11 protein-coding genes are annotated in these 12,945 nt (G+C 65.7%); 4 read left to right on the top strand and 7 right to left on the bottom strand.

What is annotated here, in order from left to right; genetic code table 11:
* Positions 1 to 10: 10 nt before the first annotated feature.
* The 6 genes from ACVMB1_RS06165 to ACVMB1_RS06140 all read right to left on the bottom strand — a co-directional run bounded on the left by ACVMB1_RS06165 (position 11) and on the right by ACVMB1_RS06140 (position 7,382).
* The gene (locus ACVMB1_RS06165; RefSeq protein ID WP_028331621.1) at positions 11 to 1,489 is read right to left on the bottom strand and encodes an ATP-binding cassette domain-containing protein; all 1,479 of its coding nucleotides are present in this window, start codon (positions 1,487 to 1,489) and stop codon (positions 11 to 13) included.
* Positions 1,490 to 2,416, bottom strand: a complete 927-nt coding sequence (locus ACVMB1_RS06160) for a branched-chain amino acid ABC transporter permease (protein WP_076833577.1) — start codon at positions 2,414 to 2,416, stop codon at positions 1,490 to 1,492.
* A 1-nt stretch (position 2,417) separates the two neighbouring features.
* Complete coding sequence (locus ACVMB1_RS06155) at positions 2,418 to 3,293, bottom strand: branched-chain amino acid ABC transporter permease (RefSeq protein ID WP_076833192.1); 876 nt, start codon at positions 3,291 to 3,293, stop codon at positions 2,418 to 2,420.
* A 94-nt stretch (positions 3,294 to 3,387) separates the two neighbouring features.
* Entirely contained in the window at positions 3,388 to 4,611 is a 1,224-nt protein-coding gene (locus ACVMB1_RS06150) for an ABC transporter substrate-binding protein (RefSeq protein WP_076833190.1), read from the bottom strand.
* A 479-nt stretch (positions 4,612 to 5,090) separates the two neighbouring features.
* Positions 5,091 to 6,686, bottom strand: a complete 1,596-nt coding sequence (locus ACVMB1_RS06145; protein ID WP_456848332.1) for an MDR family MFS transporter — start codon at positions 6,684 to 6,686, stop codon at positions 5,091 to 5,093.
* A gap of 159 nt (positions 6,687 to 6,845) precedes the next feature.
* The gene (locus tag ACVMB1_RS06140; RefSeq protein WP_076833185.1) at positions 6,846 to 7,382 is read right to left on the bottom strand and encodes a YcgN family cysteine cluster protein; all 537 of its coding nucleotides are present in this window, start codon (positions 7,380 to 7,382) and stop codon (positions 6,846 to 6,848) included.
* A gap of 288 nt (positions 7,383 to 7,670) precedes the next feature.
* On the opposite strand from ACVMB1_RS06140, the gene ACVMB1_RS06135 reads away from it, so the two are divergent.
* The 3 genes from ACVMB1_RS06135 to ACVMB1_RS06125 are packed head-to-tail and all read left to right on the top strand — an operon-like array spanning position 7,671 to position 11,153.
* Complete coding sequence (locus ACVMB1_RS06135; RefSeq protein ID WP_310885001.1) at positions 7,671 to 9,956, top strand: transglycosylase domain-containing protein; 2,286 nt, start codon at positions 7,671 to 7,673, stop codon at positions 9,954 to 9,956.
* 1 nt (position 9,957) lies between these two features.
* Entirely contained in the window at positions 9,958 to 10,536 is a 579-nt protein-coding gene (locus ACVMB1_RS06130) for a DUF1214 domain-containing protein (RefSeq protein ID WP_057020198.1), read from the top strand.
* A complete protein-coding gene (locus tag ACVMB1_RS06125; RefSeq protein WP_057020197.1) occupies positions 10,533 to 11,153 on the top strand; it encodes a DUF1254 domain-containing protein in 621 nt (206 codons plus the stop codon). The genes ACVMB1_RS06130 and ACVMB1_RS06125 overlap by 4 nt, the downstream gene beginning before the upstream one ends.
* Here ACVMB1_RS06125 and ACVMB1_RS06120 read toward each other — a convergent pair.
* On the bottom strand, positions 11,150 to 11,992 hold the full coding sequence (locus ACVMB1_RS06120) for an MBL fold metallo-hydrolase (RefSeq protein WP_076833179.1): 843 nt from the start codon (positions 11,990 to 11,992) through the stop codon (positions 11,150 to 11,152). The genes ACVMB1_RS06125 and ACVMB1_RS06120 overlap by 4 nt on opposite strands.
* Positions 11,993 to 12,083: 91 nt before the next feature.
* On the opposite strand from ACVMB1_RS06120, the gene ACVMB1_RS06115 reads away from it, so the two are divergent.
* On the top strand, positions 12,084 to 12,944 hold the full coding sequence (locus ACVMB1_RS06115; RefSeq protein ID WP_076833176.1) for a LysR family transcriptional regulator: 861 nt from the start codon (positions 12,084 to 12,086) through the stop codon (positions 12,942 to 12,944).
* Position 12,945: the final 1 nt, after the last annotated feature.

Genomic DNA, 12,945 nt, shown 5'->3' with positions numbered 1-12,945 from the left:
ACTGCGAACGTCAGAGAAAGTCCTTGCCGGCCTCCGCGGCGAACCGGCCCGGATCGCCCTCCCAGACGATCCGCGCGTGCTCCAGCACATAGACGCGGTCGGCATGCGGAAGCGCAAACGTCACGTTCTGCTCGCCCAGCAGCACCGTGATCTTGGTGGTCTGGCGCAGCTTCTCCAGCGCCTTCGACAGCAGCTCGAGGATAACAGGAGCAAGCCCCAGCGTCGGCTCGTCCAGGATCAGGATCTGCGGCTGCATCATCAGCGCGCGGCCGATTGCCAGCATCTGCTGCTCGCCGCCGGACAGCGTCTGCGCCATCTGGCCCTGGCGTTCCTTCAGGATCGGGAACAGCTCGAACAGCCAGGCGAGTTGCTTGGCCCGCGCCGCGTCGTCGAGATGTTGGCCGCCGAGGTCGAGATTTTCCCGCACCGTCATCTCGCCGAACAATTCGCGCGATTCCGGACATTGCACGAGGCCGGAGCGAGCGATCTTCGCGGGTCCCGTGCCGCGCAGTGGCTGCCCGCCGCGCAGGATCTCGCCGGTATACGGCAGGAAGCCCGAGATGGTGTTGAACAGCGTGGTCTTGCCGGCGCCGTTGAGGCCGACGACGGAGACGAATTCGCCCTCATGGACGTGGATCGAGACGTTCTCCAGCGCCTGCGCCTTGCCGTAATGCACGCTGACATTCTCGACCTGCAGCAGCGGCACCTTATCCTTGAACGAGGTCTCGGGCCGCGCGTGGGTCTCGATCGCGCCGCCGAGATAGACCCGCCGCACGGTCTCGTTCTTCATCACGTCCTCGGCTCGGCCGGTCGTGATCTCCTCGCCGAGATACATCGCGAGCACGCGGTCGACCAGCGCCGCGACGCTCTTGACGTTGTGATCGACCAGCATCACCGCGCGGCCCTCGTCGCGGAAGCTGCGGATCAATGCGGAGAAGGTGCCGACCTCGGCGCTGGTGAGACCGGCGAAGGGCTCGTCGACCAGCACGACCTTGGGGTCACGCGCGATCGCCTTGGCCAATTCCAGCCGGCGCAGGTCGGCGAACGGCAGCGTCGGCGGGCGGCGGTCCATCACCGCCCCGAGGCCAACACGCTCGGCGATCCATTTGGCGCGCTCGGTCAGCGCCTTGTCGGGAAACAGCATGAACAGGCTGTCGGGCAACAGCGCGACCATGATGTTCTCCAGCACGGTCTGCCGGTTCAGCGGCCGCGAGTGCTGGAACACCATGCCGAAGCCCTTGCGCGCGATCTTGTGCGCAGGCAGCCCGGCGACGTTCTCGCCTTCGAACAGCACCTCGCCTGCGGTCGGGCGCTCGATGCCCATCACGCTCTTCATCGCGGTCGACTTGCCCGAGCCGTTCGGCCCGATCAGGCCGAGGATCTCGCCGGGATGCAGATCGAACGAGAGGTTCTTCACGGCGGTCAAGCCACCGAATCTTTTGGTCAATCCGCGGACGGTGAGCGTTGCTGTGGTCACAGTCTGATCCATTTAAGAGCGCGCCTCGCGTGACAGGGCCGCTCCGAGGAAACCGCCGGGGAAGAACAGGACGACGAGCAGTGCCACCGCCGAGACGATGAAGGTCGCAAGCTCGCCGGTCGGGCGCAGGAATTCGCCGGCCACGATCAGGAAGATCGCGCCCAGCGCGGCCCCCAGCACCGTGCGCCGTCCGCCGAGCACGGCGGAAACGATCACGTTCACGCCGACCGCGACGTCGACCACGGTGCCGACCGAGGCGGTGCCGAAGTAGAACACGAGCAGCGCGCCCGACAGTCCCGAGAAGAAGGCGCTGACGATGAAGGCCGCGAGCTTGTGCTTGACGATGTTGAAGCCGAGCGCGCCGGCCTGCACCGGGTCCTGCCCGCTCGCCTGCAGCACGAGACCGACCGGCGATTGCGACAGGCCATAGAGGATGGCCGCGCTCACGGTCATGAAGCCGAGCGCGATCCAGTAATTGGCACCGGCATTGATGGTGATGACGTCAGGAATGGTGAGCCCGATCTCGCCGCCGGTGAGATCTGCGAACACCACGACGAAGTTCTGCAGCATCAAGACCGCCACCAGCGTGGTCAGGCCGAAATACGGCCCCCTCACCCGCAGCGCCGGCAGCGCCAGCACGAAGCCCGCGACGACCGAGGCCAGAGCGCCGAGCAGGATACAGACATAGACCGACCAGCCGAACTGGTTGTTGAGGATCCCTGCGGTGTAGGCGCCGGTGCCGATCAGGAAGGTCGGGCCGAAATTCACCTCGCCGGCGAAGCCGAACAAGAGGTCCCAGGCCATCGCGAACACGCCGAAATAGAACGCGACGGTCAGCAGCCCGAGGATGTAGCCCGAGACGTAGAACGGCAGCGTCGCGGCGACCACCACGCAGAACAGCGAAATGAAGAACAGGCGCGAGGAAAAGAAGCTGGCCATCTCAGCGCCTCCCGAGCAGGCCCTGAGGCCGGACATACATCACGAACACCAGAAGCAGCAGCGCCGGAATGGTGCGATAGGCTGGCGAGATCATGTAGGCCGTGATGGTCTCGAGATAGCCGACGACGAAGGCTGCGATCAGCGAGCCCGACACGCTGCCGAGGCCGCCGAGCACGACGATCGAGAACGCGCTCGCGGTCAGCGGCCCGACGCTGTAGGAGCTGACGCCGAGGAACATGCCGAGCAGCACGCCGGCGATGCCGGCGAGAATGCCGTAGATGCCCCACACCACGATGTAGATCTGGGTGAGCTCGAGCCCGAGCAGCGTGACGCCGCGCGGGTTCATCGAGGCCGCCAGTACCGCCTTGCCGGTCCTGGTGCGGTTCACCAGGAGCCACAGCAGGCCGATCACGAGGCAGCAGACCAGCGCGGTGAAGATATTGTTGCGCGGTGTACGGTTGCCGAAGATATCGACGACACCCTCGACGATCGGCAGCACCGTCTTGGCGTTGTTGGTGAAGAAATAGGCGATCAGCTCCTGGATCATGATGCCCCACAGCAGGGTGCCGGTGAGGACGAAGATTTCCTTTTCCTCGTTGGGGATCCGCGTTGAATTCTGGATCGGCTTGACGACCGCGAAATAGGTCGCGAACGACACGATCAGCGCGACGCCGACACCGAACAGCGCGCCGGTGTAGATGTCGAGGTGCAGCACGCTGGCCGCGGCCCAGGCCGCGACCGCCGCGGCCACCATGATGGCACCGTGGGAGAGATTGAGGACGCCGGAGACACCGAAGATCAGGGTGAAACCGGTGGCGCCGAGCGCATAGAGCGCGCTGATGGCAAAGCCATCGATCAGGATTTGTAAGGCAAGCATCTCAGATTGGCCGCGGCAGCAGGGCTGCCTGTTGTGGAGGACACAGAACCGAACAGGGATGCTCCCGGGTGGGGCCCGGGAGCATGATCATCAGTCAGTTCGTGGTGACCTTGATGAAGCTCGGGAACTTGAGATCGCTTTTGGCGACCTCCTTCGGCCAGACCGCGACCTGCTTACCGCCCTGCCACTGCAGCATCAGTCCGGTGATCAGGCCCTTGCCGTATTTGATCGAATGGGTGAACGGATCGTCCTTGCCGTAGAACTGGACGCGTCCGATGGTGCCTTCCCAGTCGGTCTTCTCCAGCGCATCGACCATCTTGTCGGCCTCGACCGAGCCGGCGCGCTTCACCGCATCGGCGATGTAGTAGACCTCGTCATAGGCGGTGTAGCCCGCGTAGGACGGATAGTTGCCGTAGCGCTTCTTGAAGCCTTCCGCGAACGGCACCGACTTCGGCGTCACCGCGACGTTCGGGCCGGATACGCCCTGATACAGCACGCCTTCCGCCGCATCGTTGGTGTCCTTGCCGAAGGTCTCGTTGGTCGCCTGCGAGGAAATGCCGAACATCGGGATCGGCACCTGCTGGTTCTTCCACTGCACCGTCGGCTGCACGCCGACATGCGAGATGCCGGTGATGATCACGTCGGGCTTGGAGCCTTCGACCTTGTTGAAGATCGGCGTGAAGTCGGTGGTGTCGGGCGAGAAACGGATATGGTCGACGACCTTGAGCCCGATCTTCGGCAGGCACTCCTCGTAGCCGACATCGAGCGGCTTGGTCCACGCGGCATCCTCGCTCATGATGACCGCGGTCTTCATGTGCTTCTGATCGACCAGCAGCTCCTTGGCGGCGTCGCAGACCGACAGCGCCAGCGCGGCCGAGGTCAGGTAGCCGTGGAAGGTGTACTTGTTCTTCTCGTAATCGGCGTGGACGCTCTTGCTGATCTCGTTGGAGGCGGCGCCGGGCGTGACGAACGGCGTCTTCAGGCGCGAAGCCCAGGGCTCGAGCGCCAGCACCACTTCGCTGATGTAGCTCGAAATGACGACGTTGACCTTGTCTTCGTTGACCGCGCGCTGGAACGCGCGCACCGAATCCGCCGAGGACGAGTGGTTGTCGTAGCTGACGATCTCGATCTTGCGGCCGTCGATGCCGCCCTTGGCATTGATCTCGTCGGCGGCCAGCTGCGCCGCCTGCGGGATCGATGCACCGGCAATCGCCTGCGCTTCGGCGATCACGCCGATCTTGAGGGTGTCGGCAGCCAGCGCTCCGCTCGGCGCCGCAGCCAACAGGCCCAACACGGCCGCTCCTGCAAGTTTCTGCATCGCGTGCACGGGGAGTCGCAATGTTCTTGTCACCCTGTTTCTCTCCTCTTTTTCTTCGGCTGCTTCGAGCTCTTGGGGCGCGACTATAGCCGCGACAAAATGCGCAGCAAGTGAAACTGCGCGCAGATCGCCATGCAAGGACGGCGACTAAAGTAGTGGGTCGGCGCTCACCAAATGAACAAACATGAGGCAGCGGGGGAATAAAGTGGTGGTGCACCGATCGCTCAGATCGTCATTCCCCGCTGCGCAAATTACGCGGGGCGAGCGAAGCGGAGAGAGCGGAACGAAAAGCACGGCTCGGGCAATTCATGTCGCGAGAACGCGGATTGTTGCCCGCTGGCCGTGCGACAAGCTCAGTGCCGTCCCTGCGAAAGCGGGGACCCACAACCACGGATGCTCATTGTTACGCGATTTGGAACGACGAGTCCGATTCACAACATCCGCCGCGGCGACGACAGCGGTGTATGAGTCGACTGCCTCTACTCCGCCATCTCCGCCGGCGGGTGGGCGGCGGGACCAGCGAGCGGGCGCTCTTCCATCGTGATCATGCAGATCGAGGCGGTGGTCAGCAGCACGGCGGCGGCGCCGAACACGTAGCGGAACGCATGGATCATGTCGGCCATCGGGATCGCGCTGACGGTGCCGGCGGAGGCGGCATGATGCTCGCCGGCGAGCGAGATGTCGGTCCCCAGCGTCATCAGCAGGATGGTGGTGAAGGCGGCGACCGTGAAGGAGGCCATCATCGCGCGGAAGAAGTTCATCGCGCCGGTCACGGTACCGACCTGCGGCCGCGCCACCGCGTTCTGCAACGACACCACGCTGATCGGGAATGTGGTGCCGAGGCCGAGCGCGAACACGCTCATCAACAGCAATAATCCCCACAGCGGCAGCGTCGTCACCGCCATGCCGACGGCACAGATCGCGGCCACCGAGGTGCCGACGATGGCGACGCGCTTGTAGTGCTTGGCCTTCGCCATGGTCCGGCCGGCGATCGCCGCACCGAAGGTCGAGATCGCCGCGAGCGGGATCAGCGCGAGGCCGGCCTCGCTGGCGGTGAGATGATAGACCACCTCGTAATAGAGCGGCAGATGCACGGTGAGGCCGACCATGGCGCCGAGCGCACAGCCGCCCGCCCCCATCGCGAACGGCACCACCGAGCCGCCGAGCAGCGACAGCGGCAGGAACGGCTCGTCGGCGCGGCGCGCGTGCCAGACGAAGGCGCCGGCGAGCGCGATCGAGGCGCCCACCATCGCGGTGATGGTCGGCGACAGCCAGGACAGACGGGTGCCGCCCCAGGTCAGCACCAGCATCAACACGACGGCCGAGGCCATCAGCAGGATGCCGCCGAGCCAGTCGACCTTGCGCTTGCGGTGGAACACCGGGATCTTGCCCATCTTCGGCAGCAGCAGCGCCAGCGCCGCCGCCGCGAGCGGCAGGTTGATCCAGAAGATCATCGACCAGTGCAGATGCTCGGCGAACACGCCGCCGACCACTGGGCCGAGAATGCCGCCGGCCATCCAGACGCTGGAGAAATAGGCCTGATAGCGGCCGCGCTCGCGCGGGCTCACCACGTCGGAGATCACGGTCTGGACCACCGGCATGATGCCGCCGCCGCCGAGCCCCTGCAGGCCGCGGGCAACGATCAGCATCGTCATGCTGGGCGCGATCGCGCACAGCACCGAGCCGACCACGAACAGGCTGAGCGAGGTGATAATCATGACGCGGCGGCCATAGATGTCGCTCAGCGTGCCGAACACCGGCGCCACCGCCGTCGAGGCCAAGAGATAGGCCGTGATCACCCAGGACAGATTGGTGACGTCGTGAAACTGGCGCCCGATCGTCGGCAGCGCGGTCGCGACGATGGTCTGGTCGAGCGCGGCCAAGAACATCGTCAACATCAGGCTGATGACGATGGTGCGGACTTCGTCCGGATTGAGCGGTGCCGGCGGCGCCAGCGGCGGCGCTTCGCTGAGTTCGATCACCTCGCTCGGAACCCGTGACAGCTCTTCGGCAATGTCGTCGGGCAATGTCGCTTGGTCGGCAGGAATCCGGCTCTGCCGTTCATACTTGTTCATTTGAGGCGTAATGCTGCTGCGCGGGCGCGTCCCGCGATGGAATCATTCTCTGCTTCGCAATTTATGCAGCAATTGAATGCTGAGGCAGGCACCGCAGCGCATGGGTGCATCCCGCCGCGATGTTCTCGCGGTGACGTGATCGCGGACGCGGCGACGACGTCACGCTTTGGTCGTCTTGCCCAGCGTTTTCGGCCGCTTCTTCAATTGTGCCCGTTTCGGCAGCAGCGCCGGCCATCGCACGATATGATCCTCGAGATCGGCGTCGTTGACATCGAGCTCGGTGCCCTCCACCCGCCCGCGCACCGAGACGCCGGCTTCATGGACGGTGTTGGGATCGCCCGAGATCAGCGGATGCCACCAATAGAGGTCCCGCCCCTCGGCCACCAGCCGGTAGCCGCAGCTCGGCGGCAGCCAGTTCAGCGTCCGGACGTTTTCGGGCGTCAGGCGGACGCAATCCGGAACCTGGTCGGAACGGTTCGGGTAGTCCTTGCAGGTGCAGAGGCCGGAATCGAGCAGCTTGCAGGAGATATGGGTGAAATAGATCTTGCCGGTGTCCTCGTCCTCGAGCTTCTCCAGGCAGCACCGTGCGCAGCCGTCACACAGGCTCTCCCATTCGGCGTTGGACATCTCTTCCAACGTCTTGGTTTTCCAGAAGAATCCCTCCTGGCCCGACGGGCGCTTGGGCGATGCGGTCATGATATCCCTGAAATGGCGGTGCAACTCTTCTTGGGATGCCGGCAACGCTTGCGCAAGGGGGTGGTATTGCGGGGTCGAAAAAGCCGGTGGGCAGCGTTAGGGCTCCCATTAAATTCACAAGCCGCGCCATTGGTTTATGGCAGCCGCTCGGATAGAACAACGAACGAGTCCCCATCGACGCAAAAGCGCCTTGGGATTGCCGCAACATCGAAGCAAGACGCTGCCCTGTGCCCGGTTTGGGCGCCCGCAGCGCAGTCGAACTGATCAAGGGTCCGGTCCTTTCAGATCATGCCGTCCGATTGGAAACAGAGGGTCCGGAACTTCTTCCTGGACCTCGATGCGCGTATCGACTCGACGCTGTTCTCGTCGGGCAAGGGCCTGCGCGAGCTCTACGAGCGCTATTCCACCTTCATGGACCGCTTCTATGTCGGCCGCTGGAAGCGCTGGGTGTTCATCGAGCCGCTGTCGGAGGCCGCAACCCTTGGGCTCGGCGGCATGATCCTGATGCTGACGCTCGCGATCCCCGCCTTCCGCGAGACCGCCGACGAGGACTGGCTGAAGAAGTCCGACCTCGCGGTGACGTTCCTCGACCGCTACGGCAACCCGATCGGCAGCCGCGGCATCAAGCACAATGACTCGATCCCGCTGGAAGATTTTCCGGACAATCTGATCAAGGCGACGCTCGCGACCGAGGACCGCCGCTTCTACGATCATTTCGGCATCGACGTGCCGGGCCTTGCCCGCGCGCTCGTCACCAACGCGCAGGCCGGCGGCGTCCGCCAGGGCGGTTCGTCGATCACCCAGCAGCTCGCCAAGAACCTGTTCCTGAACAACGAGCGCACCATCGAGCGCAAGGTGAAGGAAGCCTTCCTCGCGATCTGGCTGGAGACGCGGCTCACCAAGAACGAGATCCTGAAGCTCTATCTCGACCGCGCCTATATGGGCGGCGGCACCTTCGGCGTCGACGGCGCGGCCCATTTCTATTTCAACAAGTCGGTGCGCGACGTGAATCTCGCGGAGGCCGCGATGCTCGCCGGCCTGTTCAAGGCGCCGACCAAATACGCCCCGCACATCAACCTGCCCGCGGCCCGCGCCCGCGCCAATGTCGTGCTCGACAACCTCGTCGATGCCGGCTTCATGACCGAGGGCCAGGTGTTCGGCGCCCGCCGCAATCCGGCGGTCGCGGTCGACCGGCGCGACGAGAACTCGCCGAACTACTATCTCGACTACGCCTTCGACGAGATGCGCAAGCTGGTCGACACCTTCCCGAAATCCTACACCGAGCGCGTCTTCGTGGTCCGCACCGCGATCGACATGAACGTGCAGAAGGCGGCCGAGGAAGCGATCGAGAACCAGCTGCGACAGTTCGGGCGCGACTATCACGCGACGCAGGCCGCGACCGTGGTGTCCGATCTCGACGGCGGCATCCGCGCCATGGTCGGCGGACGCGACTACGGTGCGAGCCAGTTCAACCGCGCCACCGACGCCTATCGCCAGCCGGGCTCGTCGTTCAAACCCTATGTCTACACCACGGCGCTGCTGAACGGCTTCACGCCGAACTCGAAGATCGTCGACGGCCCGGTCTGCATCGGCAACTGGTGCCCGCAAAACTATGGCCATTCCTATTCGGGTCAGGTCACGCTGACGCAGGCGATCACCCGCTCGATCAACGTGGTGCCGGTCAAGCTCTCGATCATGATGGGCGGCAAGGAAGGGCCGAAGGCGGGCCGCGCCAAGATCGTCGAAGTCGCGCGGCGCTTCGGCCTCAAGGCGCCGCTGCCCGATACGCCATCGCTGCCGATCGGCTCCGACGAAGTCACGGTGCTGGAGCACGCGGTCGCCTATGCGACCTTCCCGAACCGCGGCAAGGCAGTGACGCCGCATTCGGTGCTCGAGGTGCGCACCGGCGCCGGCGACCTGGTCTGGCGCTGGGACCGCGACGGCCCGAAACCGCGGCAAGCGATTCCGCCGAACATCGCCGCCGATATGGCGGGCATGATGAGCCACGTGGTCAGCGAAGGCACCGCGCGCCGCGCCGCGCTCGACGGCATTCCGACCGCCGGCAAGACCGGCACCACCAACGCCTATCGCGACGCCTGGTTCGTCGGCTACACCGGCAACTTCACCTGCGCGGTCTGGTACGGCAATGACGACTATTCGCCGACCAACCGCATGACCGGCGGCTCGCTGCCGGCGCAGACCTGGCACGACATCATGGTCGCGGCGCATCAGGGCGTGGAGGTCAAGGAGCTCGTCGGCGTCGGCATGGGCCAGAAGCTGCCGCCGCAGCCGGCGCAGACCAATGCCCAGGCCAACGCGGCGCCGCGCGTATTGGAAACCAAGCCGGGTCCGCCGCCGGTCTTGACCAAGCGCGGCGCGGATATCCTGGTGCGGGTCGAGAAGATGCTCGACGACGCGGCCAGGACGGCTGAGAAGACCACCGGCAAGACCACGCTGAACGAGTCCTCGAAGACCGGCAAGGCCGAGTCCTCGAGCGCGCTGGCGTTCCCCGAAAACTACGTTGCCGCGGCCGGGCCGGACGGCGCGACACCGGCACCGCCACGCAAGAACTGACGTGCGGCTCCTCCTCACCACTTTGCTGGCACTCGTCATCGCCACCGCCGTCGGCCTCGGCCTGACCTACGCGACGGCGACCCGCGGCACCGATCTCGGCACGCTGAAGATCGGTGCCTGGACCGCGCGGCCGAAGAGCGGCACCTCCGATGTCGATCCCTACTCGCGCGCCACCATCGCGCGCAGCGGCGAGCTGCCGATCGGCACCGGCGACGGCATCGCGTTCTCGGCGACCACAGACGACAAGAACAAGCCGCTCGATGGCCGCTGCGACATCGTGGTCAGCGGCGTGACGCCGGCGGCGCGGTTCTGGACACTGACGCTGTTCGACCGCAAGGGGCACCTTGTCGCCAACACGCTGCAGCGCTACGGCTTCACCAGCCAGGAGATCATGCGCGCCTCCGACGGCACGTTCGAGATCCACATCGCCTCGCGCTCGCGCGCCGGCAACTGGCTGCCGACCGGCGGCATCGAGCGCTACGCCCTGATGCTGCGCCTCTACGACACGCCGGTCGGGGTCGCGACCCGCACCCAGCGCGACGCGCCGATGCCGTCGATCACAACGACGGGCTGCCCATGATCCGCGTGCTGCTCACCATCCTCGCAGGCGTGCTGCTCGGCGGCGTGGTGCATCTCGTCAGCGTGCTGGCGTTGCCGCGCATCGCCTCGCAGGACGCCTATTCGCGGCTGACGCCGATGACCAAGCTCAACGAGGTGACGCAGCTGCCGCTGGCCGACCCGAGCCACTCGCCGATGCCGCTGATGGATCCGGCCTTCGCGGTGGCGATCTGCCGCTACGATCTCTCGACCGGGCCGCTCAAGCTCACCGTGCCGGTCAGCCAGGCCTATACGTCGGTGTCGTTCTACACCCGCAACGAGGTCGCCTATTACGCGATCAACGACCGCTCGGCCGGCAAGAAGGTGATCGAGCTCGACCTGATGACGGAAGCGCAGCACAACGAGCTGCCGGAGGACGAGGAAATCACCGCTGCCGACCGGCTGATCATCGACTCGCCGACCTCAACCGGCCTGATCCTCCTGAAGGCGCTGGCGCCGGAGCCCGGCCTGATGCCGCAGGCGCAGGCCTCGCTCGCCGCCTCCTCCTGCAAGGTGCAGACCGAGCCGGTCGCGGCCAAGCAGGAGGCGCCGCCGCCGCTGCCTGTGCCGGCCCCGCCGCCTGCGGCACGCAAGCGCTAGCTCGCGGCGAGCGCGTGCCGGCCGCAGCGGCAGGTCTCGTAGTCGACGGGATCGTGGCTGTTGACGATCGTCACATCAGCGCCATGCGCCGCCTTCAATTGCCGCAGCCGCTCCTGGTTCTGGATGCGCATCGCGCGATCCATGTCCGCCCGGCGCTGGAACATGCCGAGCACCAGCGGGATCCGCGGCCTGGCGTCGAGCTGCGCGTGGTGGAAATAGGCGTCGCCGGCGTGCAGCAGCCAGCTGTCCTTGTCGCGCACCGCGATCCCGCAATGGCCGAGCGTGTGGCCCGGCAACGGGATCATCAGAATGTCCGGCTCGCGGTCGCCGAGCGCGCGCACGCCCTTGAAGCCGAACCAGTCCTCGCCGCCGGCACCATAGAACGCCCAGTCCGGCCCGTGCTGCCACTGCGCCGTGATGTAGCGCCCCTGCGGCGGCGTGACCTGATGCGTTACCGCCATGTCGTACTCCTTGCGATCGACGTGCACCCTGGCCTTCGGAAAGTCCGGCACGCCGCCGGCGTGATCGCGGTCGAGATGCGTCAGCAGCACATGGCGCACATCGTCCGGCGAGAAGCCGAGCGCCTTGACCTGCCGCACCGCCGTCTCGGCCGGATCGAGCCGCGGCGTCGTCTGCCGCACCCATTTGCGTCCGAGCCGCGGCGGGTCGCCGATGTCGTCGAGCCCGATCCCGGTGTCGACCAGCACGAGGCCATCATTGCTCTCGACCAGCAGGCAATGACAGACCATCCGCGCCCGCTGGAAGATGCTGCCGCTGCCGTTCACGAGCCGCTTTCCGATCGGGCACATCGTGCCGGTGTTGAGATGGTGGATGCGCATGACAGGTCCTCCGCTGTAACAGGCGCAGACTTGCCACTCGCGTTTCCATAGGTAAAATATTGTCTTTCTATCCATGTGATAGGATACACCTATGGATATCCGCGAACTCCGCTACTTCGCCGCAGTCTACCGCGAGCGCAATCTGACCGCCGCGGCGAAGCGCTGCTTCATCTCGCAGCCGTCGATCTCGGCGGCGATCACCAATCTCGAGGCCGAGCTCGGCACCACGCTGTTCATCCGGCACAAGAAGGGCATGGCCCCGACCGCCTCAGCCGCGCAGTTTCACGGCATCGCCCGCAGGATCATCGACGAGGCGGACGCGGCGCGAAACCTCTTCCGCAAGCCCGCGACGCGGCAGGCGCTGACGCTCGGCCTGTTGCGGACGCTCGATCAGACCCGGACCATCGCGCTGCTGAAGCCGCTGACCGGCAATACCGATCTTGCGCTCCGGCTGGTCGGCGCCAGCGAGAAGGCCGACGCGCGGATCGTCGCCAAGACCATGGTCGGCGCCGGCGAGCACTTCATCCCGCTGTGGAGCGAGCGCTATGTCGCGGCATTGCCGCCCTCGCATCCGCTGACGCTGAAGGAGACGCTCCGGACCACCGACTTCGCCGGCGTTCCGATGATCGATCGTTGCCATTGCGAGCAGCAGGAATTCTTCAAGGGTGCCTCACCGCCGCGCAAGCCGGTGGCGATCGCGGAATCCGAGGAATGGGCGATGGCGCTGGTCGCGGCTGGGATCGGCGTCGCGATCGTCCCCGAGGGCGTGGCGCGCGGCAATCCGGACGTCGCAATGCGCGCGATCGATATCGACGTGACGCGCCAGGTCGGCCTCGCCTACCCCTCGGCCCACCCGCCCTCCGATGCGCTGAAGGCATTCATTGCGAGCTTGCCACGGCAAGCCAACAGTCGCCGGGTCAAATCGACGGCGAAGAAAACGAAGCGTGCCTAGA

The sequence above is a fragment of the Bradyrhizobium sp. USDA 4504 genome (genome assembly GCF_054063995.1).
This window is presented reverse-complemented; position numbering and strand designations above follow the sequence as displayed.

Coding starts and splice junctions, on each gene's coding strand:
- ACVMB1_RS06150 (WP_076833190.1), bottom strand. CDS start 4,611: ATGCAGAAACTTGCAGGAGCGGCCGTGTTGGGCCTGTTGGCTGCGGCG.
- ACVMB1_RS06145 (WP_456848332.1), bottom strand. CDS start 6,686: ATGAACAAGTATGAACGGCAGAGCCGGATTCCTGCCGACCAAGCGACA.
- ACVMB1_RS06155 (WP_076833192.1), bottom strand. CDS start 3,293: ATGCTTGCCTTACAAATCCTGATCGATGGCTTTGCCATCAGCGCGCTC.
- ACVMB1_RS06120 (WP_076833179.1), bottom strand. CDS start 11,992: ATGCGCATCCACCATCTCAACACCGGCACGATGTGCCCGATCGGAAAG.
- ACVMB1_RS06135 (WP_310885001.1), top strand. CDS start 7,671: ATGCCGTCCGATTGGAAACAGAGGGTCCGGAACTTCTTCCTGGACCTC.
- ACVMB1_RS06160 (WP_076833577.1), bottom strand. CDS start 2,416: ATGGCCAGCTTCTTTTCCTCGCGCCTGTTCTTCATTTCGCTGTTCTGC.
- ACVMB1_RS06115 (WP_076833176.1), top strand. CDS start 12,084: ATGGATATCCGCGAACTCCGCTACTTCGCCGCAGTCTACCGCGAGCGC.
- ACVMB1_RS06140 (WP_076833185.1), bottom strand. CDS start 7,382: ATGACCGCATCGCCCAAGCGCCCGTCGGGCCAGGAGGGATTCTTCTGG.
- ACVMB1_RS06125 (WP_057020197.1), top strand. CDS start 10,533: ATGATCCGCGTGCTGCTCACCATCCTCGCAGGCGTGCTGCTCGGCGGC.
- ACVMB1_RS06165 (WP_028331621.1), bottom strand. CDS start 1,489: ATGGATCAGACTGTGACCACAGCAACGCTCACCGTCCGCGGATTGACC.